This is a genomic window from Stenotrophomonas maltophilia, assembly GCF_003970865.1.
GTDB classification, from domain to species: Bacteria; Pseudomonadota; Gammaproteobacteria; order Xanthomonadales; family Xanthomonadaceae; genus Stenotrophomonas; species Stenotrophomonas maltophilia_AR.
Genome location: NZ_RXLZ01000072.1, coordinates 1 through 23,966 on the forward strand (window position 1 = coordinate 1; position 23,966 = coordinate 23,966).

The following is a 23,966-nucleotide window of genomic DNA, read 5'->3' on the forward strand; positions in this document are numbered from 1 at the left end:
ATGTATCTGTGTACAGGACTGGCCGCTCCTGGTGCGGCGTCTCTCATATGGTGATGCTTATCGTGACAGCAAGCTGGGCTCTTTGGTATATTTTTATATTGAAAACAGCAGCACCACCCCACATACACACGCGTAAGTCCATCGGCAGCGTCAGATGTGTAATAGGGACAGGAGGAGCGGTGTTACGAGGGGGTCATGGGGCGACGATGCTGGCGGAGTCGCCCTCCTGGCCGATCAGCACGGCGTTGGCCCAGTTGGCGCAGACCTGGGCGGGTTGACTGCCCTGCGCACCCAGCGTGCGCAGGCTCAGGGTGGAAAGGCCACGGATGTCCAGCTCCGGCTTGACCACGCCGGGCGCCTTCACCAGGCCGCTGTCGTACAGCAGGCGGTTGTCACCCCAGACCTGGAACTGCAGGCCACCGGCGTTGCGGCAGGCGTCGTCGATGCCGAGGTCGGCACGCAGCAGGTGCCAGCCGCCCTGCAGACGCAGGTCGATGCGGCTGGTGGCGCCCACGCCCAGGCCACGGCGGAACTGCAGGCCGTTCATGCGCATGCCGGCGTCGCCACGGAAGGATTGGTCGGTACGCAGCTGGCTGGCCAGCGCGGCCGGCACCGGCAGCTCGGAGAGATAGCGCTGCCGGGCCGGTCGCTCCGGTTCCTGGTGTTCGAGGATGTGGAAGGTGGACAAGGCGATCGGGCCGACGTCGCGCGGCTGCAATGCATCGAACGCGCGGGCGCTGCCCTGTGCGGCCGTGACCATCGGGTCGGTGCTGCTGGCACCGTCGCCTTCGGGGTTCTGCACGCTCAGCACGCGGAAGCGCAGCAGGCGGCCGGCGTGGGCCGGGAAGTCGATGCGCTGTACGCCTTCCTTCAACTGCAGGCGGCCACGCGCGATCGGCTCACCCCACTCGCCGTTGCTGTCGCCCAGATAGACCTCATAGTCGCGTACCTGGCCGTGCTTCCAGTTCTTGTCGTTGCGCGGTGCGATGTCGATGCCGTCGATCATCCTGCGCTCGCCGAAGCCCACCACCCATTCGTGGGCACCGGTGCGCACGGCCTGGTTGCGCACACTGCGGAACCAGGTGGCCGGATCGTCGTCGAAGGCATTTTCCAGCGCATGGCCAGGCTCTTCGGCCGGGCGGTTGACCACCAGCAGGCTGTCGGCCGGCAGTTCGCGGCCCAGCACCGGCGCGGCCGGATAGGCATCGTCGGCGGCCGCAGCGGCCAACGCGAAGTCCAGCTGCAGCTGCAGCGGCTGGCGGATGTCCTGGGTGGCGGTACGCACGTGCAGCGTGCCACGGCGCTCCTTGGCATCGAAGTACCAGCCTTCGCTGGCGTTGTTGAACGCCGCCGCATCGGCCAGCGCCGGCAACGAGCGGCCACCGGCCTGCACCGCACGCGGCGCCTGGCGGCTGAGCACGCGCAGGCCATAACGACGCTGCGCCAGCTGGCCGTTGTACTGGCCCTGCACCGCATCGATCTGCACCTGTACCGGGCCACTGCCCTGCGCCGGCGCCTGCACGGTGATCTTCTGCGTGCTCGACTCGCCCTGCTGGTAGCGGCGGGTGTTGCCATCGTCTTCGTACAGCGTGTACTGCGAATCACCCTGCGGGTACAGATCGAAGGTCACCTCATCGAGGGGTTTCTCGCCGTCAAACAGCATCGACGGGTACATCGGCAGGATCGCACCGGCGCGCACGAACACCGGCAGCGTGGCCAGGTCTACCTGACGGTCCAACTGGCGGCCATCGGCGGTGGCCTGCACGCGGCGGCCATCCCAGTAGTCGATCCATCCACCGGCTGGCAGATGGATGTCGCGGCGCCAGCCACGGCTGGCCGCCTGGCTGCGGTACACCGGTGCCACCAGCAGATCGCGACCGAGCAGGAACTGGTACTTGTAGGTCTCATCCTGCGCGTGCGGATCGCCCGGGTTGTCCCACATCAGACCACGCACCGGCGGCGCGCCGGTGCGTGCAGCCTCGTGCACCAGGCCGTACATGTACGGGGTCAGGCGCATCTTCAACTTCAGGTAATCGCGGTTGATGCTGCGATAGGGCTCGTCGTACCACCACGGGTGCTTGCGTGCGTTCGACGACCAGCCGCTCATGCCCATCAGCACCGGGGTGAAGGCTTTCCACTGCAGGTCGCGGGTGAAGGTTTCGGCGCTGCCGCCGAAGATCGCGTCGACGTCGCCGCTGGCGTAGGCCATGCCGGACAGGCCCGAGCCGACCAGGGTCGGCACGTGCCAGCGGATGTAATCCCAGCTGCTGCTCTGGTCGCCGGTCCATGCCACTGCATAGCGCTGGATGCCGGCCCAGCCCATCACCGTCCACAGGAACGGGCGCGAATCGGAATTGTCGAGGATGCCGTTGAAGGCCTGGCGGTTGGCGTCCATCGCGAACTGGTAGCCCTTGCCGGTCCAGGCCACGTCCAGCTTCTGCACGCGGCTGCCGGCCTTGCCCACTTCCCAGGCGATCTTGTCGACGCCGTTCTCGGTCCACAGACCGGTGCGGAAACCGTACTTGGCCAAGCCCTGCACGGTTTCCGGCAGCTTCTTGTAACCGCAGCCGTAGCCATCGTTGGGCAGAATCCAGCCACCGGGCATGTCGTTGGCGCGGTACTGCTTGGCCACCGAGTCGATCACATCCGGCGTGGTGCCGGTCGGGCCGTCGCTCCAGCCTTCGGGCACGGTGCCGGGCTTCTTGCTGTTGTCGCCATCGTTGTAGCAATCGGCGTCGCCGTAGGACAGCGCCCAACGCGCGACCATGTTCGGGCGACCGGTCAGCTGGGTGTAGCGCTCGATCAGTTTCGGCAGGTCGGCGCCGACGAAGTAATAGGCATCGAAGCGGTCTTCGCGGTGCAGCAGCGTGGCCTGGTCGGCCTCGCGCAGATCGTAGCTGCCATCGCTCCACGTATTGCGCAGCATGCCCCAGCCACGGCTGCTCAGCAGCATCGGTGCGGGGCTGGGGCGGTCGCCCTCTTCCCAACCGCCGGAATAGGACACGTCCAGCTCGCGGCCCTTGAACTGGTAGCGGCCGTTCTGCTGGCCGCCACCGAAGTAGCCCTCATCGGCCTGCGAGGACAGCACCTGCACGCTCTGCGCCGCATCCAGATCCAGCGGTTGCAGTTCCTGCCACAGCGCGGTGGGCTGGCCGTTGTCCAGGCGTTCCAGGCGCATGCGCAGCGGCTGCCGCTGTACATGCAGCACTAGTGCATCGGTGCGCACGCGGATTTCCTGTGCGTCTTCTTCCAGCTGCGCCTGCACGTTCGCCTTGGGTTGCGGCAGCACGATCGGTGCGGCCTTGTCGCCGGCACCGGTCAGCGTGCCGTTGCGGCCCGCCTGCACCCGGATAATGTCGGTGGCCGGCAGTTCGATGCGGATGCGCGCGCCCTTGTCGGTCTGCAGGTCCCAGCCCTGCACGCCGTCGCGGCTGGCGCTGGCGGCGACCGAACGCAGGTTGCCGACCGGCTCGGCCCGGGCCGGCATGGACGCCAGCATCAATGCCGGCAACAGGGCCAGCATCAGCGGCGAGCGACGAACGCAGATTTCCACACGGACTCCCAACCCGTTCACCGGGCGTTTCGAAAGCGGTTGGGCCGACTCTAGGGCAGCGATTCGAAAGATGTCAACAAATTGAAAGGAAAAAGGAAGATATATTCCATTGAAACGAAAGTTGTTGCGCCGCAATACTTTGTGTAACCGCTTGCAAGCCCCTGTTAAGCATTGTGCGATACGGCATCCAGCCCGTTCTTTCGTTTTCTCGAGCACTCCATGACGGGAAAAGTCATCGCTCAATTTTCTTTCTTTTTACTTTCGCTATTTGACATTTCGAAAGAAAACGCAGATGGTGCGCTGGCCCAACTGGAACCTCCGAATGGACGTCACCCTGCTTTCCGATGTGTCCGCCTGGCAGCGCCTTGGCGGAGCCGATACCGCTACCGAAATCGCCCAGCAGCCCACGCTGTGGGAAGCCCTCGCACAGGACCTGTCACGTGCCCGCGACCGCCTGCAGGCCTTCCTCGGCGACAGCCTCAACGATCCCAACCAGCGCGTGCTGTTCACCGGCGCCGGCAGTTCCGGCTTCATCGCCGAGATGGTGGCCGACGCGATCAATGCGCAGTGGCCAGCCGATGTGCGCGTAGTGCACACCACCAGCCTGCTGACCCACCCGGCGCTGTACCTGCAGCGCGACCGCCCGACCCTGCTGGTCTCGTTCGGCCGCAGCGGTTCCAGCCCGGAAAGCGTGGCGGCGGTGGACCGCGTGCGCAGCGACGTGGATGACGCGCGCTTCCTCGACATCACCTGCAACGCCGATGGCGAACTGGCCCGTCGTGGCGCCGGCCGTGCCGATACCTGCACCCTGCTGATGCCGTCGGCCAGCTGCGACCGCGCCTTCGCCATGACCAGCAGCCTGACCTGCATGCTGCTGGCCGCACTGACCGTGTTCGATCGTTCGCCGTGGGATGCGCGCGTGGCGCGCCTGAAGCAGATCGCCGCGCTGGCCCGCGAAGGCCAGGCGCAGTGGGATGCACCGGTGGCGGCGCTGGCACAGCGCCCGTTCAACCGCATCATCTACCTCGGCAGCGGCCCGCTGGAAGCGCTGGCACGCGAGTGCGCGCTGAAGGTGCTGGAACTGACCGCCGGCCGCGTGCTGGCGCTGGCCAACACCCCGCTGGGCTTCCGCCATGGCCCGAAATCGACGCTGGACGGCAACACCCTGGTGGTGGTGCTGCGCAGCGTGCAGCCACTGGCGCGCCGCTACGAACAGGACCTGCTGGAAGAACTGCGCCGCGATGGCGTGGCCGGCCAGGTGCTGGCGATCGGCCCGCATTCGGACATCGGCGCCGATGACGAATACACCCTTATCGTGCCGGCACTGGACGATCCGTGGCTGGCACCGGTGTGGCTGGGCTTTGCGCAGCTGTTCGCACTGCAGCGCTCGGCCGCGCTGGGCCTGACCCCGGACAACCCGTTCCCGGACGGCACCGTCAACCGCGTCGTCAAGGGCGTCACCATCCACCATGGCTGAGCTGATCGCCCACGCCTGCTACGGCATCGACATCGGCGGCACCAAGATCGAGCTGGTGGCGTGCGATGCGGCGATGCAGGTCACCTGGCGCCGCCGCGTGGCCACCCCACAGGGTGACTACGACGGCTTCCTGCAGGCGGTGGTGACGCTGGTGGCCGAGGCGGACGCTGCCCTCGGCCGCAGCGATGCGGCCATCGGCATCGCCCTGCCCGGCGTGCGTGACCGCCGCAGCGGCCGCCAGCTCAGCGCGAACGTGCCTGCACTGACCGGCCAATGCGTGGCGCAGGATCTGCAGGCACGCCTGCAGCGCCCGCTGCACTTCGGCAACGATCTGCAGTGCTTTGCCCTGTCGGAAGCACACGGCGGTGCCGCCGACGGCTATCCCAGCATGTTCGGCGCCATCCTCGGCACCGGTGCCGGCGGCGGCTTCTGCCTGCAGGGCCGGCTGCTGTCCGGATTCAACGGCCTGGCCGGCGAATGGGGCCACTGGAGCGTGCCCGGCCATCTGCTGCAGCGCCACGGCCTGCCGCTGCTGGACTGCGGCTGCGGCCTGCAGGGCTGTGTGGAGCGCTATGTGTCCGGCAGCGGCGTAGCCATGATCGAACGCCACCTCGGTGGCAGCGCCACCGACGCCAGCGCGGTGATCGCACTGGCCGAAGCCGGCGATGCGCGTGCGCGCAAGGCGCTGGACATCCATCGCGATCTGCTTGGCCACAGCCTGGCCGCACTGGTGCTGGCGCTGGACCCGCATGTGATCGTGCTCGGCGGCGGCCTCTCGCAGTACGCGCCGCTGTACCAGCAGCTGCCGGCGGCCATCGCCGCTCATCTGTTCAACGGCGTGCAGGTACCGCCAATCGTGCCGCCGCGCTTCGGTGATGCCGGTGGCGCACGTGGTGCCGCCCTGCTCGCCTGCCAACCCTCGTTTTCCTGATTGACCGGAGCCTGATCATGTCCCCGTTGCAGACCCTGCTTGCCTCCCATCGCGCCGGTGCCAACGTCGGCCTGTACAGCGTCTGCTGCAGCAACGAGCAGGTGCTGCGCGCGGCCATGCACGTGGCCCTGGCGCATGGCACCGTGCTGCTGATCGAGGCGACCTCCAACCAGGTCGACCAGTTCGGCGGCTACACAGGTATGACCCCACCGCAGTACCGCGATTACGTCGGCACCTTGGCCGACGAAGAAGGCTTCCCGCGCGAGCGGCTGATCCTGGGCGGTGACCACCTCGGCCCGAATGCCTGGCAGAAGCGCCCGGCCGCCGAAGCGATGACCCACGCGCGCGTGCTGATCGAAGCCTACGTCGCCGCCGGTTTCCACAAGATCCATCTGGACTGCAGCATGTCCTGCGCCGATGACCCGGTGCCGCTGCCCGATGCCATCGTCGCCGCGCGTTCGGCCGAGCTGGCTGAAATCGCCGAGCGCACCGCCAGCGCACATGGCTTGCCACCGCCGGTCTACGTGATCGGTACCGAGGTGCCGATTCCCGGTGGCGAAGCCTCGCTTGCCGAGGGCCTGCAGGTGACCACGCCGGCCGCCGCCGCGCAGACCCTGGCCATCCACCAGCAGGCGTTCGACACGCCGCAGCTGCGCGATGCGTGGCAGCGGGTGATCGCGATGGTGGTGCAGCCGGGCGTGGACTTCGACCACAGCAGCGTGCACGAGTACGACGCGACCGCCGCCAGCATGCTGGCCGGCTTCCTCGAACAGCAGCCGCGCATTGTGTTCGAAGCGCATTCCACCGACTACCAGCGCGAAAGCGGCCTGCACGCCCTGGTGCGCGACCACTTCGCCATCCTCAAGGTCGGTCCGGCGGCCACCTTCGCCTACCGCGAGGCGCTGTTCGCGCTGGCCGCGATCGAGGCCGAACTGCTGCCGGCCGCACAGTGCTCGCGACTGCCGCAGGTGCTGGACGAGGTGATGGTGGCGCATCCGAAGTACTGGCAGTCCTATTACCAGGGCGATGACGCCGCGCTGCGCCTGCTGCGCAGCTACTCCTTCAGCGACCGCTGCCGATACTACTGGGGCGAGCCCGCGCTGGTGCAGGCGGTGCAGACCCTGTTCGCCAACCTGGAACGGCACGCGCCGCCGCTGGTGCTGCTCAGCCAGTACCTGCCCGAGCAGTACCGCGCCGTGCGCGAAGGCACCCTGGCCAACACCCCCACCGCACTGGTGCAGCACCGTATCGGCCTGTGCCTGGGCGAGTACGCCCGCGCCTGCAGCGCGAACCAGGCCGGAACCCGCACGCAGAACGCAGGTTCGGCTGCCGGCGTTCCTGCGAACGGCTAATCTCTACCTTTTCCCGCGAAACCGAGAATGGCCATGCGCAACACCCGCTCCCGCCGGCAACAGATCCTGCAGCTGCTGATCGAGCACGGCTCGGTGCAGGTGGCCGATCTGGTCGAGCGCTTCGGCGTGTCGGCGGTGACCATCCGCGCCGACCTGACCCACTTCGAGTCGCAGGGCCTTGCCAACCGTACCCACGGCGGCGCTACGCTGGTGCGCACGCCGCCGCAGGAACAGGACATCCACGAGAAGGACGCGCTGAACCTGCCGCTGAAGGAGTCCATCGGCAGCCGCGCCGCGCGCCTGGTGCAGCCCGGCGACAACATCATCATCGACTCCGGCTCGACCACGATGACCCTGGCCCGCCACCTGCGCGCGCACCGCGACGTGACGGTGATGACCAACGGCCTGAACATTGCCTGGGAACTGGCCAACGCACCGGGCATCAACGTGCTGCTGACCGGTGGCCTGCTGCGCCAGCAGTCGCTGTCGCTGCAGGGCAGCCAGGCCGAAGCCAGCCTCAATTCGTACAGCTTCGACACCCTGTTCCTGGGCGTGGATGGCCTGGACCTGCAGTTCGGCCTGACCACCCATGACGAAGCCGAAGCTCGCCTCAACCACCGCATGGTCGAGCGCGCGCGCCGCATCGTGGTGCTGACCGATGCCTCCAAGTTCGGCCGCGTCAGCCTGCACCGCATCGCCCTGCTGGATCAGATCCACACCATCATCACCGATGCCGGCATCGACGACGCAACCCGCGAGGGACTGCAGCGGCTTGGCATCGAGGTGATCATCGCCGAGCCCACCGCATGAGCGACACCCGTTCCCTGCATGGCCGCATCCTCACCCCGCTGGGTTGGCGGCGTGGCCACGTCCACTTCGATTCGCACGTGCGCCAGCTGCAGGTGGATGACCACAGCGGTGCCGATGACCTGCAGCTGCCGGTGATCCTGCCCGGCTTCATCGACCTGCATGTGCATGGCGCCGCCGGCGTGGACCTGATGCAAGGCGGCGACGTGGCACGCACCATCGCCCGTACCCATCTACGCTTCGGCACCACCACGCTGCTGGCGACCACCATGACCGCCGGCCTGGATGAGATCGAGCACGCGCTGCACGGCGTGGCCGCCACCATGGCCGCACCCGATGCAGACGCCGCCAGCATCGTCGGCGTACATCTGGAAGGGCCGTTCATCAGCCCGCAGCGGCTGGGCGCGCAGCCCAACCGCACCATCGAGGCGACGCTGGCACTGGTGCAGCAACTGCATGCGCTGGCGCCGATCCGGGTGATGACGCTGGCGCCGGAAATCGGCGAGCACACCGCGCTGATTCCCGCGCTTTCGGCAATGGGCATCCGCGTGCAGCTCGGCCACAGCGCCGGTACCTACGAAGAAGGTGTTGCTGCGCTGCAGGCCGGTGCCTCCGGCTTCACCCATCTCTTCAACGGCATGACCGGCGTCGATCACTATCGCCCGGGCATTGCGGCGGCGGCACTGGCACATGCGCAGTACGCCGAGATCATTCCCGACCTGCAGCACATCCATCCCGGTGTGATCCGCCTGGCCGCGCGCGCGATCCCGCGCCTGTACGCGGTGACCGACGCCACCGCCGCCACCGGCATGCCCGATGGCGAGTACGCACTGGGCGAGCAGCGCGTGCACAAGTGCGGCGGCTGCGTGCGCCTGGCCACGGGTTCGCTGGCCGGCAGCGCGCTGACCATGGACCAGGCGCTGCGCAACCTGGTGCGTGTGGGCCTGGAGCTGGCCGATGCCTCGCAACGTGTTTCCACCTTCCCCGCCGACTACCTGGGCCTGGACGATCGCGGCCGCATCGCGCCCGACGCCCGTGCCGACCTGGTGGTGCTGGACGCCGAACTGCGCCTGCAGCAGGTGGTGGTTGGTGGGCGCGTGGTCGATTTGAACGCCGCAAACACCTGATATCTGCGCTTTTGTAGAGCCGAAGGCAATGGCAGGAGCCATTGCCTTCGGCTCTACATGAAGCGCGCAAGCGCAATGCCTCAGCCACGCACCATCCCCGTTATTCCAGGAATACGCCGATGACCGCAGCCGCCGCACCTGCCGTATCCGCTTCCACCGCTCCGCGCTGGCCCGTACGCTACCTGCTCTTCATCGGCGGCCTGGGTGGCCTGCTGTACGGCATCGACATCGGCATCATCGCCGGTGCCCTGCCCTATCTTGAAGCGACAGCCAGCCACGCCTGGCAGCTCAGCAGCCAGCAACTCGGCTTCGTGGTGGCAGCGGTACTGCTGGGCAGCGTACTGTCCTCCCTGTTCGCCGGCATGGTTGCCGACCTGATCGGCCGCCGCGGTGCGATGCTGCTGGCCGGCCTGCTGTTCACCGCATCGATCCCGATCATGGCGCTGGCCTCCGGCTACACCCCGCTGCTGCTGGGGCGCCTGCTGCAGGGCATCAGTGGCGGCCTGATCGGTGTGGTCATTCCGCTGTACCTGGCCGAAGTGCTCAGTCCCGAACGACGCGGGCGCGGTGCGGCCATGTTCCAGTTGCTGCTGACCGTTGGCCTGGTGCTGGCGGCCCTGATCGGCCTGTACCACGCCCATGCGGTGGATGCCGCCGCTGAAGCCGTGCGTTCGCTGCCGGTGGCACAGCAGGCGCAGGAACTGTTCACGGTGAAGGACCACGCCTGGCGCACCATCTTCTGGACCTGCCTGGCGCCGGGCCTGCTGTTCTGCGCCGGTATCTTCTGGCTGTCCGAATCGCCACGCTGGCTGGTACGCCGCGGCCGCATCGATGAAGCCCGCCGCAGCCTTCAGCGCGTCCTTCCCGCCGCAGACGTCGAGCCCACGCTGGCCCAGATCCAGGCGCCGGAATCGAGCAGCAGCGATGGCAAGCGTGACCCGCTGCTCAGCCGCCGCTACGTGGTGCCGTTCCTGCTCGCCTGCGTGGTGCTGGCCTGCACCCAGGCCACCGGCATCAACTCGGTGCTGGCCTACGCGGTCAACATCCTCAACCAGGCCGGCCTGTCCGGCTCGGTCGCCAATGGCGCCGACGTGGCGATCAAGCTGCTCAATGCGGTGATGACGGTGGTCGCGTTGCTGCTGGTCGACCGCAAGGGTCGCAAGTTCCTGCTGATGCTCGGCAGCGGCGGCATCTGCGTGGCCCTGCTGGCGGCCGCCACGCTGTTCTTCCAGGCCGAGCGCGGCCGTGCCGATGTGCAGCCGCAGCTGCAGGCGGCGGTCAGCGGCGACGGCCTGCAGCTGGTGCTTGATGACGCGCAGTGGCAGCGCCTGGGCAATGGCATCGACAGCCAGGGCCGACCGATGCAGCTGACCGTGTCGTACGCCTATGGTGACTTCACCAACGTGCGCGCCCTGCGCAGCGACAACCTGATTGATCGCGAACTACGCATCGAGCGCACCGGTACTGTGCAGCCGGACAGCGTGATTGGCGCGTTCTTCCGCAAGCTGCATCTGAACCCGTTCGCCGACCCGGCCAGTGCCGCGCAGGCGCCGCTGCGCATCGAACAGGCGCGCATCGGCCCGGTGCCGCCGCCGGCACATGGCTGGGCCGTGGCCGCCTGCATCCTGGTGTTCGTCGCGTTCTTCGCGGTCGGTCCCGGCGTATGCGTGTGGCTGGCACTGTCGGAGCTGATGCCGAACCGCATCCGCTCCAATGGCATGAGCATCGCGCTGCTGATCAACCAGTTCGTGTCGACCACCATCGCTGCGATATTCCTGCCCACGGTGGGGCACTACGGCTACGCCAGCATGTTCGTGTTCTGGGCGGCGTGCACGTTCGTGTTCTTCCTGGTGGCCGCATTCTGGCTGCCGGAGACCAAGGGCAAGTCACTGGAAGAAATCGAGGCCCGGTTCGCCCGGTAGCGGTCGACCTTGGTCGACCTCCGCGCGCAGCGCCGGGGTGTTGGCGCGCCCGTCACTGACCGGTGATGTGCTTCGCCAGCGCCTGCGCCTCGGCAACGCTGGACAGCCCGCTCAGCATCATCGACTCACCGAACGGCCCCTGCACCGTCGCCACCATCAGCACGCGGCCATCCACGCTGATCGCCGCTCGCTGGCCCACCAGTGCTGCCGTGCCATCGTGGATGCGCTGGTGCGCTTCCGGCCGATAACGGATCTGCAGGCCAGGCTGCTGGCCCGCGTCCAGCACGTAGCGCACATCGGCGATGTCGGCGCTGCCGGCGATCGGCGGCTCGCGCAGGGCCAGGGTTTCGCCCTGCCATTGCACCGATGTGCCCTTGCCGGCTGCATCGACCGCACTCAGGCGCACATCCACGCCGGGGCGTGGCGCACGCTCCTTGCCTGCCAAGGCACCGGGTGTGGCGCCCGGCATGCATCCGGCCAGGGTCAACGCCACGCCCAGCAACAGCGGAAGCGCAGCCCTCACTTCAGCTTCCGCAGCTTGAATGCCACCAGCACCTGCAGCAACCCATACAGCAGGCTGCCGATGCCGATCCACAGTGTGGTGACCGCCACGCCGGCATACGGATTGGCCGCGAACAGCAGGCCCAGCACCACCGCCAGCACGCCACTGAGGATCAGCAGCCACTCGCCCTGGATCTGCTTGCGCACGCGGATCGCGAACACGATGCGATAGATGCCTGCCACCAACAGCCACGCTGCAAGGAACAGCACCAGCACGCTGGCAGTGGCCAGCGGATTGATCACCGCCAGAATGCCGAATCCCAACGAGGCGAGGGCGTACAGCGCCAGCCACCCACGCGAGGCACCACTGCCGCCGTTGATCAGTGCGAACAGGCTGATGACACCTTCAACGATGGCCATCACGCCCAGTGTCCACGCCAGCGCCATCGCTGCGGACAACGGCCAGCCGATGGCAACGATGCCGAAACCCAGTGCGACGAGCCCGTACAGCAGCAGGATCCACCAGCTACGCCCAACCGCCGACAACAGGGGAGACAAGGGGGAATTCATGGCCACTCCTTCGATCCGGAACCGGGTTCATCGTAGCCCGTTGTGATGAAGAGGGGGATCACGGCGCCCGCGCGCAGACCCACACGCGCACCTCCGCAGCGCCGACCAGGCGCAGCGTCTCGGCAACCTCCATCACCGTGCTGCCGGTGGTCATCACGTCATCGACCACGGTCAGCCGGGTAGGCACCGGACCACGAACCGCGAACGCGTCGAACAGATTTTCCCGGCGCTGTTCAGCCGTGCGCTCGGACTGCGGTGCGGTATGCCGCCGCCGATACATCCCCTGCCAGACCGGCATCGGCAGCAACCGGCACAGCTCGCCCGCCTGGTTGTAGCCGCGCTGGCGCAGGCGTCGCCTGTGCAGCGGCACCGGCACCAGCGGCGCGCACGACCAGGGCGGTGGTGCGCGCTCCATCAGCTGCGCGAGCAGACGACCTGCCGCCAGGTCCTGATGGAACTTGAAGCGCACCAGCAACTGATCGACCGGCGGCAGGTACAGCAGACTGGCATGCGTGGCGGCCTGCGGCGGTACCTCCTCGCGGCAGGTGCCGCAGACGATCAGGGCGTTCCCGGGTAACGGGAGTGCGCAACGCAGGCACGCCCGGCCGGCCCAGGGCAGCTCGGAAAGACAGGCGCGGCACAGGTCAAGATCGTCATGACCCGGGTCGCCACAGACCAGGCAGCGCAATGGAAGCAGCACGCGAAGCGCCGCCCGTAGAAGGCGAGTGGGCTTGAACAGAGCCGACATGCGCTACAGCATGATCGCGACGCTGCCACGATGCCATCAGACGCACGTCCTTTAACCCGTAGGCATCTTTACCAGTTTGCGGAGCACTTCACCGCGTTGGCGCAGGCTTCGCATCCACCCGGGTGCGATACACCATGTACGGCGTCTGCCGGCGATCCACGCCACCATTGAATCCGGCCTGCCGATGCAGCTGGTTGGCGGTGAAGTACAGGTAGCCATCCGGCCCCATCGACAAGGTGTCCGGCCACAGGATGCGTGGATCGTGCACCACGGTCGTCCAGCGCCCCTGCGCATCACGGGCATGGATGGCGTTGTGTTCGTAGTCGCTGGCATACAGCCGGCCGTTGGCGTCCATTTCCATGCCATCGGACGCGCCCTTGTCGCCCAGGTCGACCACGGCCGCAGCCAGCGCCGCTTCACTTACCTTGGGGTCGCGCAGCAAGGCGGTAGGCACGCTGTACAGATGGCGACTGGACAACGGGGTATAGAACAGCGTCGCACCATCCGGCGACAACGCAATGCCATCGGCAGCCACGGTAAACGGCTGCGTCGAACCATCCGCGTCACGCAGCCGCATCTGCTGCCCTTCCACGATCGGTACGAATGCCGGGTCCGCCGATGTGGACACATGACCGATCAGGCGCTTGGACGCCGCGCCGGTAGCGAGGTCGATCACGATGATGCCGCCGGTGCCGCTCAGCGACGAGTCGGTCACGTAGGCCACGCCCTCGCGACCGACACGGAAATCGAAGCGCATATCGTTGACGTAGGTGCGCGCATCGATGACGTTGGCCGGGAACACCAGCGTTCTGGCCACAGTATTGGTGGCCAGATCGATCGCCATCAGCTTGGCGCCAACGGCCTGCGGGGCAGAGAACCCGGGCGCGGCGGTATCCAGCACCCACAGCCGGCCCTGGCCATCGGCCACCACACTCTGCACGCTGATGAAGTGTGCTGCCGGGTCGGGATCGTCCTTGCGGTTGATGTGCGCATCCGGATAGGGCACGGCACGGCCATCGCGCCACTCGGCCACGCTGTAGGGCACCTCATCGCCCCAGCGCGGGAAGTTGACGAAGATCCTCCCGGTTTCGGACACCGCCACGCTGGTGGGCATCGCACCTTCGAAACGCGCCACCGGCTCGATGATGCCGATGCTGCGTTCGCTGGGCAGCACAGGCGTGCCTGCCAGCGCCAGCGCGGGGGAACTGGCCAGGGCCAGGACGGCAGCCGCCAGGCGGCGGATACGGCATTTGATCATGGTCGCTCTCGATGCAGGTCCGGGTGCAGCCCCGGCGTGGGTGCATCTTCAGCGGCGCACCTGGCATCGGGTAGACGGTGCAACGGGGAATCAGCTTCACTGCAGGAGTGAAGATTAAAGGAAGATTTATCGCGTTGATCGAAGCAATGATTATCGTCTATCAGTTGCGTGCCTGCCTTGTGGCGAACCCGCTCAACACATCTCAATGGCTGCCAACGCGGTCTCGAACCTGTGCTGGCCTTCTTCACCCCACCAGGGAACGGTCATCACAGCACCCCGCTGCTGCAACTGGTGCAGAAGAAGCAGGAAGGCCTGGACCTCCCGCTCGCCCCACGACGGTCCCATGCGGTAGTCGAGCGTCAACCCATGGCGCATGACGAGCACACCCAGTTCTGGCAGAAGAACGCCGTCGCAGGCGATGTCTGCAAGACTGATATGGAAAGGCTCTACTTCGTCCTGGAGAACACGCCGCGCGTCGCCCGGCCCCATGAACGGCTGACCACGATCTTCCGCACCGAGCCAGAGCTGCACGCTTCCAGAACCCGCGACGCGGGCACCGCAGGCAAACAGATAGGCGAACGCATCAGCCGTCCCGGCGGCTTCACAGCACGTGAGCTCCACTTCCGGGAGCGAACCATCATCGGTGACGAAGTAGCACCGTAACGGCTCCAACACCTCCTGCGGAAGGAACATTGCGACTCCTGGCTGCATTGCTCCTAGTCATCTCCATTTTCACGGGAGTGGGAGGATCGCACAGCGAGCGCCTCGACAGCCACATCTCCAACCGTCTTCGGCACCATCAACAACTCCGCCAACCCACGGTAGATCGGCACACGGCACACCAGCCCGGACACGCCGCGCGCGATCAGCACCGTGGCCAGGATCGGCAGCAGCAGATCACCACTGTCGGGCAGCTCCAGCGAGATCACCGCCGAGGTCAGTGGCGCCTGGGTCACACCGGTCAGGTAGGCACACATGCCCAGCAGCCCGAACGCGCGCGGGTCCACGCCCGGCATCAGCACCGCCAGGTTGTGGCCCAGTCCCGCGCCGACCGCCAGCGCCGGCGAGAACAGGCCGCCGGGAATACCGGCCACGTACGACGCGAGGTTGGCCAACAACTTCATCAACCCGAACTCATGGCCGACCAGCGCCTGCCCCTGCACCAGGCTGCGCGCCTGCTCGTAGCCGGTGCCGAACGCGCCTTCGCCGAAGACCAGGGCGAGCAGTACCACCACCAGGCCGCAGCCTGCGGGCAACAGAACCGGATGCCGCTCAGATCACCAAACGTTCGAGAATGTGGGTCAGCGCCAGCTGAGAACAACCTCGGCCCGGCAAGACACCGTCCTCGCCCGGCGTGCCTACCTCGAATCCTTCCTCAACGTCCTCGTAGTACAGCAGCCCGTCGGGCAGTTGTGCGACCACCCAGACCCGCTCAATCATGCCCAGTCTGTGCAGCCGAACTGCACGGAATGGAACACGCAGGGAATCGAAGATGGCTCGTTGGATAGGTGAGCAATCCTGCAGTTGCCGCGAGATCAGGGTTGCCAATTCTTCCTGGGTGATCGGCTGCCAGCTGTCCGGATGGTCCATCGCAACGCGGCTCGACTGGATGTGCGTGCCTCAAGGTACGCCATGCGCCTCCGGCACCGCCATTTTCCGGATCGGCTTCAGCGTGAGCCCTTCCAGCAGATGGAAGTACGCGTAGCAGCCGGTCCGGTCGTAGTCGCTGTCGCACCGCGTGCCTTCGGCCAACACCAGCGCACTGTGCGGGTTGGCCCTGACGTTGTTGGGGCCGAGTTCTCCTCCATTGAAGATCGCTGCACGGATACGGGAGTTCTCCCCGATCTCAGCGGACGTCGGGGCGGCAGCTCGTGTGTTCACCGTTGCCATCCCAAGGCGAGCCCCAACGCCGTAAACCAATAAATAAAACGAATGGTTGACAGCCTCGGCACACCCACCCACACTGCCGCCCTCGCTCCACTCGTACCCAAGGTCCCGCCATGGCTGCTGCCATCCGCCACGACTGGCAACACGACGAACTGCAGGCGCTGTTCGATCTGCCGTTCCCCGAGCTGCTGTTCCGCGCCGCAGCGGTTCACCGCGAGCACTTCGACCCATCGCAGGTGCAGGTGTCCACGCTGCTGTCGGTGAAGACCGGCGGCTGCCCGGAAGACTGCGCGTACTGCCCGCAGGCGCAGCGCTACAGCACCGGGGTGAACGCGCAGAAGCTGATGGACACCGACGCAGTGCTGGCCAAGGCCCGCCAGGCCAAGGCCGCTGGCGCATCGCGCTTCTGCATGGGTGCCGCGTGGCGATCGCCGAAGGACCGCGACATTCCGAAGGTGGCGGCAATGATCGCCGGGGTGAAGGCGCTGGGCCTGGAGACCTGCGCCACGCTGGGCATGCTCAGTGGCGAGCAGGCGCGTGCGCTGAAGGATGCGGGCCTGGACTACTACAACCACAACCTCGACACCGCGCCGGACTACTACGATTCGATCATCCACACGCGCCAGTACCAGGACCGCCTGGATACACTGGAGCACGTGCGCGATGCTGGCCTGAAGACCTGTTGCGGCGGCATCGTCGGCATGGGCGAGACGCGCGCGCAGCGCGTCGGCCTGCTGCTGGCGCTGGCCACGCTGCCGGCACATCCCGATTCGGTGCCGATCAACAAGTTGGTGCAGGTGGCAGGCACGCCGCTGCATGGCAGTGCCGAACTGGACCCGTTCGAGTTCGTGCGCATGATCGCGGTGGCGCGCATCGCCATGCCGCGCTCGATGGTGCGGCTGTCGGCCGGGCGCGAAGCCATGAGTGACGAACTGCAGGCGCTGTGTTTCCTGGCCGGTGCCAATTCGATCTTCTATGGCGACAAGCTGCTGACCACCGGCAACCCGGAAAGCGAACGCGACCTGGCCCTGTTCGCACGCCTGGGGCTGCAGCCGATGGCGGTGCAGGTGGATGCCGAAGGCCACGACCACGGCGGCACCGTGCACGCCGATATCAGTGCCGATACGCCCGGCTGTGGCTGCGCTCACGCGGCCTGAGACGGGTCGCAAGCAGGCGCCGCGGCAACGCGCTACCCTAGCCGCCCCGTCGACGCATTCAGCCACCATGGCCCGCCCCGACCTGACCGCCCGCCTCCACGCCCAGCGCGCCCTGCGCGATGCCCAAGGCCGTCGCCGCCCGCGACGCACGGTCACCCGTCGTGATGGCGTGCGCCTGGAAGTGGACGGCCAGTGGCTGACCGGTTTCTGCAGCAACGACTACCTTGGCCTGGCCCAGCAGTTCAGCGTGGTCAACGCGCTGCAGGACGCCGCCGCACGCGAAGGCGCTGGCGCCGGTGCCTCGCATCTGGTCTGCGGCCACCACGCGCTGCATGAGGCGCTGGAACGCGAGGTGGCCGAGTGGCTGGGCTACCCGCGTGCGCTGCTGTTCGGCAGTGGCTTCGCCGCCAATCTGGCGGTGCAGCAGGCACTGCTGAGCGAAGAGAACGATGTCTGCGTACAGGACAAGCTCAACCACGCCAGCCTGCTCGATGCGACCCGGTTGGCCGGTGCACGTCTGCGCCGTTATCCGCATGTGGATGCGGAAGGCGCAATGCGTCAGCTCAAGCACGCGCCCGATGGCGCGGCCATGCTGGCCACCGATGGTGTTTTCAGCATGGATGGCGACATCGCACCGCTGCGTGCATTGTCGCTTGTGGCACGCCTGCAGCAGGCGCTGTTCTATGTGGATGATGCGCACGGTGTAGGCGTGGTCGGTGATGGCCGTGGTGCCGTGGCCGCCGCAGGACTGGGCGTGGACGATGTGCCGCTGCAGCTGGTCACGCTGGGCAAGGCATTGGGCGGTTCCGGTGCACTGGTGCTGGGCCGCGACGACCTGATCGAGCATCTGGCCGAAACCGCGCGCCCGTACATCTACACCACCGCCGTGCCACCGGCGATGGCCGCTGCTGCGCTTGAAGCAGTGCGCCTGGCGCGCCGCGACCACTGGCGCCGCACCAAGCTGACCGACCTGATCGCGCTGTTCCGCAGTGAAGCGCGTCGCCATGGCCTGGACCTGATGGCTTCGGAAACGCCGATCCAGCCGCTGCTGTGCGGCGATGACCACACCGCCGTGGCGATGTCCACGGCGCTGGAACAGGCCGGCTGGCTGGTCGGTGCAATCCGCCCGCCGACGGTGCCGGAAGGCAAGGCACGCCTGCGCGTGACACTGTCCGCGCTGCACACGCCGGAGCAGGTGCGGGGCCTGGTCGAGGCCATCGCCAGCGCGCGCGATCGTGTGACCCTGGCCGTGCGTGAAGCCGCGCCACCGCCGCTGCCCGCTTTTGCCTGAGTTCCGTGTCGTTGCCCATGCATATTGAAGTCACCGGCCGTGGGCCGGACCTGGTACTGATCCACGGCTGGGCCCTGCAAGGCGGGGTGTTCGCACCGCTGGTGCAGCGCCTGACGGACCAGTTCACCCTGCATCTGGTCGACCTTCCCGGCCATGGCCACAGCCGCGAGGACACCACGCCGCTGCGCCTGCCGTTCGTGGTCAATGCCATTGCCGCCGCTACACCGCCAGCGGTGTGGTGCGGCTGGTCGCTGGGCGGCCTGTTCGCGCTGCATGCTGCCGCGACGCTGCCGAAGGTGCGCGGGCTGGCGATGATCGCCGCCACGCCGCGCTTCGTGCGAGGCGAAGACTGGCCGCACGCGGTGGAACCGGCGGTGTTCGAGCAGTTCGGCCGCGAGCTGGCGACCGACTTCGGCGGCACGCTGGAACGCTTCCTCGCGCTGGACGTAATGGGCTCGGCACACGCCCGCGAGGAGCTGCGCACCCTGCGCCAGCGCCTGGTCGAGCGCGGTGCGCCCACCGAACGCGCCCTGCTGGAAGGCCTGCGCCTGCTGGAAAGCACCGATCTGCGCGGTGCCCTGCCGAGCCTGGGCAAACCCAGCCTGTGGATCGCCGGCCAGCGAGACCGCCTGGTGTCTCCGGTGGCGATGCAGGCCGCCGCGGCACTGGCCCCGGGCGCGCAGGCGCTGACCATCGCCTACGGCGGCCACGCGCCCTTCCTCGGCCATGCCGACGAGGTCGCCGCGGCCCTGCAACACTTCGTTGCCGGCCTGTCACCGGCCGATGGCGGACAATGAGCCCCTTCCGAATTCCGCAGGACTGACGCATGGATCTGGGTATCAACGGCCGCTGGGCACTGGTCTGCGGCGCAAGCAAAGGGTTGGGCCTGGGCTGCGCGCGTGCGCTGGTGCGCGAGGGCGTCAACGTGGTGATCGTGGCCCGTGGTGAAGGTGCGCTGCAGGTCGCCGCCGAAGAACTGCGTGCCTTGCCCGGCGCCGCTGAGGTACGCGCGGTCGCCGCCGATGTCACCACCGAGGCCGGCCGCACGGCGGTACTGGCCGCCTGCCCGCAGGTGGACATCCTGGTCAACAACGCCGGTGGTCCGCCGCCCGGTGATTTCCGCAATTTCGAACGCGACGACTGGATTGCTGCGCTGGACGCCAACATGCTGGCGCCGATCGCGCTGATCCGCGCCACCGTCGACGCGATGATCGAGCGCGGCTTCGGCCGCATCGTCAACATCACCTCGTCGGCGGTGAAAGCCCCGATCGACATTCTGGCGCTGTCCAACGGCGCGCGCAGTGGCCTGACCGGTTTCGTCGCCGGCCTGTCGCGCCGCACCGTGGCCCACAACGTCACCATCAACAACCTGCTGCCCGGCCAGTTCGACACCGACCGCCTGCGCGCCAACTTCGCCCACAGCGCGGGCAAGGACGGCGATGCTGGCGAAGTGGCCGAGCGCCGCCGCCAGCAGATTCCCGCCGGCCGCTTCGGCACGCCGGACGAGTTCGGCGCCGCCTGCGCCTTCCTGTGCAGTGCGCAGGCCGGTTACCTCACCGGGCAGAACCTGCTGATCGACGGCGGCGCCTACCCCGGTACGTTCTAAGAGACTTTCGCAATGCCGTCCCACTTCGATGCCCGCCACGTCCGCCGCGCGTTCGCGCGTGCCGCCAGCAGCTACGACGCCGCCGCCGCCCTGCAGCGCGAGGTGCAGTCGCGGCTGATCGAATCGCTGGACTACCTGGAGGCACGCAAGCCCGAGGTGGTGCTGGACATCGGCGCGGGTACCGGCCATGCCAGTGCGTTGATGAAGAAGCGCTGGCCGAAGGCGCAGGTGATCGCGCTGGATGTGGCGCTGCCGATGCTGGACCAGGCCAAGCGCCAGGCCGGCTGGTGGAAGCCGTTCCAGCGCCTGTGCGGCGACGCCGCCGCGCTGCCGCTGGCCGACAACAGCGTGGATGTGATCTTCAGCAACCTGTGCCTGCAGTGGGTGGACGACCTGCCGGCGGTGTTCGCCGGCTTCCGTCGCGTGCTCAAGCCCGGGGGCCTGCTGCTGTGCTCGACCTTCGGCCCGGAAACCCTGATCGAACTCAACGAGGCCTTCGCGGCCGCCGATGACCGCCCGCATGTGAGCCGCTTCGCGCAGATCGCCCAGTTCGGCGACGCGCTGATGATGGCCGGCTTCCGCGACCCGGTGCTGGACCGTGATCTGTTCACCCTGACCTACGATGATCTGCCTTCGCTGATGCGCGAACTGCGCGCGATGGGCGCGACCAACGCGCGGGTGGACCGCCGCCACACCCTGACCGGGCGTAGCCGTTTCGCGGCGGCAGCCGCCGCGTACGAGCCGATGCGCCGTGCCGACGGCAAGCTGCCCAGCAGTTGGGAAGTGATCTACGCCCACGCCTGGGCGCCGGACCCGGGCGCACCGATCCGCGAAGGCGGGCATGACGTGGCCTCGGTGCCGGTGTCGGCGATTCCGATCCGCCGCAAGCAGACCTGATCGAACGATCGCGGGTCTGCTTTTGGTAGGTGCCAACCTTGGTTGGCACAACCCATCAGATCGCGGTGCCGCCAGCATCGTGCCGACCAAGGTCGGCACCTACCAAAGGCAGGTATGGGCCAGCACGACAACCCGGGCGATCGCAGTGGCAGCTGCTCAGGTATTGGCCGGCGAACTCAGCGGCGGGCGCACCAGGTCGCGGTGGAAGAAATAGATTTCCTGCACCAGAAAGCGCCAGCTGGTGTGGAAGCTGCGGAAGCGCGTGCTGGGCGTGGACGAGGCCAGCGCATCGATGCCCAGTGCCTTGCTCAGGCGCAGCGCGCGCGCCATGTGCAGCGGATCACTGACGATGATCACCCGGTGCAGGTCGCGCTGGTCCATCAGCCGCTTGGCTTCGACCAGATTCTGCACGGTGTTGCGCGAAGCGGTTTCGATCAGGATCGCATCGTCCGGTACGCCATGCTTCAGCGCATAGCGCCGCGCCACCTGCGATTCGGAGAAGCGCGCACCGGTGCCACCATAACCGCCAGTGAAGATCAGCAGCGGCGCGTACTGGGCTTCGTACAGATCCAGCCCATGCCGGATACGTTCTTCAAACACCGGTGACGGCTTGGCGTCATAGGCCGCCGCACCCAGCACGATGATGGCGTCGGCCTTGGCGGCCTGGTCACGCTCGCCGACCCAGACGATCCAGGCAGTCACGCCCAGCAGCCAGATCACCAGCAGGACAAACAGCCGCCACAGCCAGCCCAACAGGCCGGTGCGAGGCCGATGCCGGTCGCGGCTCATGGCGTCCCCCAGCGCAACGCGGGCAGGTCGACGTTGCCGCCGGACAGCACCAGGCCCACGCGCAGGCCGGCGAAACGTTGCGGCTGTGCCAGCACCGCGGCCAGCACGGTGGCCGAGGACGGCTCGACCACCTGCTTGAGCACCTCCCACAGCAGGCGCATTGCGGCCATCGTTTCGGTGTCATCGACCACGATCACCTCGGCACCGGCCGCGCGCAGCAGTTCGAAATTGGGCGCGCCGATCAGGGTACGCAGGCCATCGCAGATCGTGTCCGGGGTGAACGCGCCCTGGCGCTCGCCAGCAGCCAGCGAGCGCGCGGTGTCGTCGGCACCAGCCGGCTCGGCCAGCACCAGACGGGTCTGCGGGCTGGCGTGCTGCAGCGCCAGCGCAGTACCGCTGGCCAGGCCACCGCCGCCCACCGGCACCACCAGCACATCGAACGGGCCGTCGCTGTGCAGCAGTTCCAGGGCGGCGGTGCCCTGCCCGGCCATCACCGCCGGGTTCGTATAGGGATGCACCAGGGTCGCGCCGGTATCGGCCTGCACCTTGGCGCAGGTGGCCTCACGGTCGGCGATGGTCGGCGGGCAGTGCCAGAGCGTTGCGCCATGGCGGGCAATATTGGCCAGCTTGGCCGCCACCGCACCTTCCGGCACCACCACGTGACAGGGAATGCCACGGGTGCGTGCCGCCAGCGCCAGGGCGGCGCCGTGATTGCCGGAGGAGTGGGTGACCACGCCGGCACTGGCGCGATCGGCCTCCAGCGACCACACCGCGTTGCAGGCACCACGGAACTTGAATGCGCCACCGCGCTGCAGGTGCTCGGCCTTGAACGCCAGCTGCGCACCTGCCAGCGCGTCGAGCGTGCGCGAGCGCAGCACCGGCGTCACGCTGGCATGCGGGGCGATCCTCGCCGCAGCAAGCAGGACGTCATCGGCGCGGGGCAACAGTGAATCGCTCATGACGCAAGATTAACGTATGGCTTCGCGCTGGCGACCGGGACACAGGTCATGCCAGCATGCAGCCCTACGCCTCCATTCATCCTGGCCGGCGGAATTAAGGGCCGATTCAACGCCCGCGCCCGAAGCTGACTGCACACCCGTCCTCTGGGGGGACCCACCATGAAAATGCGCCTGATGCTTGCCGGTGGCCTGTTGCTGGCCCTGACCGGCTGCACCACCTACGACTATGTCGGCGGCGGCCGCAGCGGCAGCTACTACCACGGTGCGCCGTCGGTGGAATACCGCTACCCGGCCGGCTATCCGTACAACTACGGCCCCTACTACGGTGGCTATGGCGGCTACTACGGCGGCTACGGCAACCCGTATTACTCGCGCCCGATCTACCGCCCGCCGCACAACCACCGCCCGCCGCCGCGCCCGGGCAATGGGGGCGAGCACCGTCCGCCGCCGCCGTCGCGACCGTCGTACAACGGGGGTTCGCCGTGGCGGAACATGGACTCGATGCGCCGCCCGCCGCAATCGAACGCCCAGCCGTCGGCGCCCCCGCCGCAGGCCCGTCCGGCGCCGGCACCGAGTGCGCCGAGGATGAACGGTTCCCCCTGGCGCAACATGGATCGTGCGACGCAGCGCACAGTTGAGCGCTGAACCGTCTTGCATTTCACACGGTCTAAGCCGCAATCTACGCGGACAGTGACGGCCCGCGTCACAAAGTGACAAAAACGACACGGGCCGCCGCAAAAAGCTCTACGTCGATATCCGACAGGAACATCTGGATCCCCCCTGTTCCGGCCCTGTCGGATGTCGGCACCTCTGAAGGCAGACGGCCCCGCAGTGCGGGGCCGTTTGTTTTTGAACGGGGTCGCGAGGCCATCCACGCATGGCGTGGATCTGCTGCAGGCATTGCGGGCCCGGGGCGCTGGCATCAATGCCTGCACGCCGTGCGTGCCCAGCACCAGTAGATCCACGCCATGCGTGGATGGGGCCTTTCCCGGCACCCCAAAAAAAACGGTTCTTCTCCCATCTGAGGGGAGAGGCTCACGGCCGACCCGCTAGATTGTGGTTGTCGAGACTACAAACTGGGGCCGGCCGTGGCCAAGCTGGATTGTATGCCGTTGCTGGGATGCTGGGCGGGAT

At 67.5% G+C, this 23,966-nt stretch carries 22 protein-coding genes and 1 pseudogene; 12 read left to right on the forward strand and 11 right to left on the reverse strand.

All coding sequences use genetic code 11. From position 1 onward, the window contains the following. Positions 1 to 193: 193 nt before the first annotated feature. The gene (locus tag EKL94_RS19015) at positions 194 to 3,553 is read right to left on the reverse strand and encodes a TIM-barrel domain-containing protein (RefSeq protein WP_126930232.1); all 3,360 of its coding nucleotides are present in this window, start codon (positions 3,551 to 3,553) and stop codon (positions 194 to 196) included. 322 nt (positions 3,554 to 3,875) lie between these two features. Between EKL94_RS19015 and EKL94_RS19020 the strand changes: the two genes are divergently transcribed. The 6 genes from EKL94_RS19020 to EKL94_RS19045 all read left to right on the forward strand — a co-directional run bounded on the left by EKL94_RS19020 (position 3,876) and on the right by EKL94_RS19045 (position 11,169). Continuing rightward, on the forward strand, positions 3,876 to 5,030 hold the full coding sequence (locus EKL94_RS19020; protein ID WP_126930233.1) for an SIS domain-containing protein: 1,155 nt from the start codon (positions 3,876 to 3,878) through the stop codon (positions 5,028 to 5,030). Beyond that, entirely contained in the window at positions 5,023 to 5,961 is a 939-nt protein-coding gene (locus EKL94_RS19025; RefSeq protein WP_126930234.1) for an ROK family protein, read from the forward strand. The genes EKL94_RS19020 and EKL94_RS19025 overlap by 8 nt, the downstream gene beginning before the upstream one ends. A gap of 17 nt (positions 5,962 to 5,978) precedes the next feature. Beyond that, positions 5,979 to 7,313, forward strand: coding sequence for a D-tagatose-bisphosphate aldolase, class II, non-catalytic subunit (locus tag EKL94_RS19030; protein ID WP_126930235.1), 1,335 nt, complete (start codon positions 5,979 to 5,981; stop codon positions 7,311 to 7,313). Between the two features lie 33 nt (positions 7,314 to 7,346). Further along, positions 7,347 to 8,123, forward strand: a complete 777-nt coding sequence (locus EKL94_RS19035; RefSeq protein WP_126930236.1) for a DeoR family transcriptional regulator — start codon at positions 7,347 to 7,349, stop codon at positions 8,121 to 8,123. Beyond that, positions 8,120 to 9,247, forward strand: a complete 1,128-nt coding sequence (nagA, locus tag EKL94_RS19040; RefSeq protein ID WP_126930237.1) for an N-acetylglucosamine-6-phosphate deacetylase — start codon at positions 8,120 to 8,122, stop codon at positions 9,245 to 9,247. The genes EKL94_RS19035 and nagA overlap by 4 nt, the downstream gene beginning before the upstream one ends. A 119-nt stretch (positions 9,248 to 9,366) precedes the next feature. Further along, positions 9,367 to 11,169: an MFS transporter gene (locus EKL94_RS19045; protein WP_126930238.1), complete on the forward strand. Its 1,803-nt coding sequence runs from the start codon at positions 9,367 to 9,369 to the stop codon at positions 11,167 to 11,169. Between the two features lie 52 nt (positions 11,170 to 11,221). Here EKL94_RS19045 and EKL94_RS19050 read toward each other — a convergent pair whose 3' ends face one another. The 8 genes and pseudogenes from EKL94_RS19050 to EKL94_RS19085 all read right to left on the reverse strand — a co-directional run bounded on the left by EKL94_RS19050 (position 11,222) and on the right by EKL94_RS19085 (position 16,127). Further along, positions 11,222 to 11,692 (reverse strand): SecDF P1 head subdomain-containing protein, encoded by a 471-nt coding sequence (locus EKL94_RS19050; protein ID WP_126930239.1) that lies wholly within the window; start codon positions 11,690 to 11,692, stop codon positions 11,222 to 11,224. Continuing rightward, positions 11,689 to 12,240 (reverse strand): HdeD family acid-resistance protein, encoded by a 552-nt coding sequence (locus EKL94_RS19055; RefSeq protein ID WP_126930240.1) that lies wholly within the window; start codon positions 12,238 to 12,240, stop codon positions 11,689 to 11,691. Before EKL94_RS19055 ends, EKL94_RS19050 begins: the two co-directional genes overlap by 4 nt. A 58-nt stretch (positions 12,241 to 12,298) precedes the next feature. Next, positions 12,299 to 12,988, reverse strand: coding sequence for a ComF family protein (locus EKL94_RS19060; RefSeq protein WP_126930241.1), 690 nt, complete (start codon positions 12,986 to 12,988; stop codon positions 12,299 to 12,301). An 88-nt stretch (positions 12,989 to 13,076) separates the two neighbouring features. Next, positions 13,077 to 14,246 carry an L-dopachrome tautomerase-related protein gene (locus EKL94_RS19065; protein WP_126930242.1) on the reverse strand — a complete coding sequence of 390 codons (1,170 nt, stop codon included), beginning with the start codon at positions 14,244 to 14,246 and terminating at the stop codon, positions 13,077 to 13,079. A 192-nt stretch (positions 14,247 to 14,438) separates the two neighbouring features. Then, complete coding sequence (locus EKL94_RS22470; RefSeq protein WP_185830057.1) at positions 14,439 to 14,939, reverse strand: hypothetical protein; 501 nt, start codon at positions 14,937 to 14,939, stop codon at positions 14,439 to 14,441. A gap of 23 nt (positions 14,940 to 14,962) precedes the next feature. Continuing rightward, positions 14,963 to 15,520: pseudogene (locus EKL94_RS19075) on the reverse strand (chloride channel protein); the annotation flags it as partial. Further along, the gene (locus EKL94_RS19080) at positions 15,519 to 15,836 is read right to left on the reverse strand and encodes a hypothetical protein (RefSeq protein ID WP_126930243.1); all 318 of its coding nucleotides are present in this window, start codon (positions 15,834 to 15,836) and stop codon (positions 15,519 to 15,521) included. The gene EKL94_RS19080 and the pseudogene EKL94_RS19075, both read right to left, overlap by 2 nt. Before the next feature lie 30 nt (positions 15,837 to 15,866). Continuing rightward, on the reverse strand, positions 15,867 to 16,127 hold the full coding sequence (locus tag EKL94_RS19085; protein ID WP_126930244.1) for a hypothetical protein: 261 nt from the start codon (positions 16,125 to 16,127) through the stop codon (positions 15,867 to 15,869). A 119-nt stretch (positions 16,128 to 16,246) separates the two neighbouring features. Here EKL94_RS19085 and bioB point away from each other — a divergent pair, with 119 nt between their 5' ends. The 5 genes from bioB (at position 16,247) to bioC (ending at position 21,084) form a co-directional block, all read left to right on the forward strand. After that, positions 16,247 to 17,290, forward strand: coding sequence for a biotin synthase BioB (bioB, locus tag EKL94_RS19090; protein WP_126930245.1), 1,044 nt, complete (start codon positions 16,247 to 16,249; stop codon positions 17,288 to 17,290). A gap of 67 nt (positions 17,291 to 17,357) precedes the next feature. Continuing rightward, entirely contained in the window at positions 17,358 to 18,581 is a 1,224-nt protein-coding gene (gene bioF, locus EKL94_RS19095) for an 8-amino-7-oxononanoate synthase (RefSeq protein ID WP_126930246.1), read from the forward strand. 17 nt (positions 18,582 to 18,598) lie between these two features. Continuing rightward, entirely contained in the window at positions 18,599 to 19,378 is a 780-nt protein-coding gene (gene bioH / locus EKL94_RS19100; RefSeq protein WP_126930247.1) for a pimeloyl-ACP methyl ester esterase BioH, read from the forward strand. A 29-nt stretch (positions 19,379 to 19,407) separates the two neighbouring features. Beyond that, a complete protein-coding gene (locus EKL94_RS19105; protein ID WP_126930248.1) occupies positions 19,408 to 20,187 on the forward strand; it encodes an SDR family oxidoreductase in 780 nt (259 codons plus the stop codon). A gap of 12 nt (positions 20,188 to 20,199) precedes the next feature. Then, positions 20,200 to 21,084 carry a malonyl-ACP O-methyltransferase BioC gene (bioC, locus tag EKL94_RS19110; RefSeq protein ID WP_010482174.1) on the forward strand — a complete coding sequence of 295 codons (885 nt, stop codon included), beginning with the start codon at positions 20,200 to 20,202 and terminating at the stop codon, positions 21,082 to 21,084. A gap of 156 nt (positions 21,085 to 21,240) precedes the next feature. Here the strand turns inward: bioC and EKL94_RS19115 are convergent, their stop codons facing one another. Both EKL94_RS19115 and EKL94_RS19120 read right to left on the reverse strand, forming a co-directional pair. Continuing rightward, positions 21,241 to 21,885 (reverse strand): YdcF family protein, encoded by a 645-nt coding sequence (locus EKL94_RS19115; RefSeq protein WP_185830058.1) that lies wholly within the window; start codon positions 21,883 to 21,885, stop codon positions 21,241 to 21,243. After that, positions 21,870 to 22,832, reverse strand: a complete 963-nt coding sequence (locus EKL94_RS19120) for a pyridoxal-phosphate dependent enzyme (protein ID WP_126930249.1) — start codon at positions 22,830 to 22,832, stop codon at positions 21,870 to 21,872. The genes EKL94_RS19115 and EKL94_RS19120 overlap by 16 nt, the downstream gene beginning before the upstream one ends. A 159-nt stretch (positions 22,833 to 22,991) precedes the next feature. On the opposite strand from EKL94_RS19120, the gene EKL94_RS19125 reads away from it, so the two are divergent. Next, positions 22,992 to 23,477 (forward strand): hypothetical protein, encoded by a 486-nt coding sequence (locus EKL94_RS19125; RefSeq protein ID WP_019337023.1) that lies wholly within the window; start codon positions 22,992 to 22,994, stop codon positions 23,475 to 23,477. Positions 23,478 to 23,966: the final 489 nt, after the last annotated feature.

Bases quoted from the DNA above. Each gene is read 5' to 3' on its own strand.
- bioB (WP_126930245.1), top strand. From the start codon at position 16,247: ATGGCTGCTGCCATCCGCCACGACTGGCAACACGACGAACTGCAGGCG.
- EKL94_RS19045 (WP_126930238.1), top strand. From the start codon at position 9,367: ATGACCGCAGCCGCCGCACCTGCCGTATCCGCTTCCACCGCTCCGCGC.
- bioH (WP_126930247.1), top strand. From the start codon at position 18,599: ATGCATATTGAAGTCACCGGCCGTGGGCCGGACCTGGTACTGATCCAC.
- EKL94_RS19125 (WP_019337023.1), top strand. From the start codon at position 22,992: ATGAAAATGCGCCTGATGCTTGCCGGTGGCCTGTTGCTGGCCCTGACC.
- bioF (WP_126930246.1), top strand. From the start codon at position 17,358: ATGGCCCGCCCCGACCTGACCGCCCGCCTCCACGCCCAGCGCGCCCTG.
- EKL94_RS19120 (WP_126930249.1), bottom strand. From the start codon at position 22,832: ATGAGCGATTCACTGTTGCCCCGCGCCGATGACGTCCTGCTTGCTGCG.
- EKL94_RS19025 (WP_126930234.1), top strand. From the start codon at position 5,023: ATGGCTGAGCTGATCGCCCACGCCTGCTACGGCATCGACATCGGCGGC.
- EKL94_RS19030 (WP_126930235.1), top strand. From the start codon at position 5,979: ATGTCCCCGTTGCAGACCCTGCTTGCCTCCCATCGCGCCGGTGCCAAC.
- bioC (WP_010482174.1), top strand. From the start codon at position 20,200: ATGCCGTCCCACTTCGATGCCCGCCACGTCCGCCGCGCGTTCGCGCGT.
- EKL94_RS22470 (WP_185830057.1), bottom strand. From the start codon at position 14,939: ATGTTCCTTCCGCAGGAGGTGTTGGAGCCGTTACGGTGCTACTTCGTC.
- EKL94_RS19035 (WP_126930236.1), top strand. From the start codon at position 7,347: ATGCGCAACACCCGCTCCCGCCGGCAACAGATCCTGCAGCTGCTGATC.
- EKL94_RS19020 (WP_126930233.1), top strand. From the start codon at position 3,876: ATGGACGTCACCCTGCTTTCCGATGTGTCCGCCTGGCAGCGCCTTGGC.
- EKL94_RS19060 (WP_126930241.1), bottom strand. From the start codon at position 12,988: ATGTCGGCTCTGTTCAAGCCCACTCGCCTTCTACGGGCGGCGCTTCGC.
- EKL94_RS19065 (WP_126930242.1), bottom strand. From the start codon at position 14,246: ATGATCAAATGCCGTATCCGCCGCCTGGCGGCTGCCGTCCTGGCCCTG.
- EKL94_RS19080 (WP_126930243.1), bottom strand. From the start codon at position 15,836: ATGGACCATCCGGACAGCTGGCAGCCGATCACCCAGGAAGAATTGGCA.
- EKL94_RS19055 (WP_126930240.1), bottom strand. From the start codon at position 12,240: ATGAATTCCCCCTTGTCTCCCCTGTTGTCGGCGGTTGGGCGTAGCTGG.
- EKL94_RS19105 (WP_126930248.1), top strand. From the start codon at position 19,408: ATGGATCTGGGTATCAACGGCCGCTGGGCACTGGTCTGCGGCGCAAGC.
- nagA (WP_126930237.1), top strand. From the start codon at position 8,120: ATGAGCGACACCCGTTCCCTGCATGGCCGCATCCTCACCCCGCTGGGT.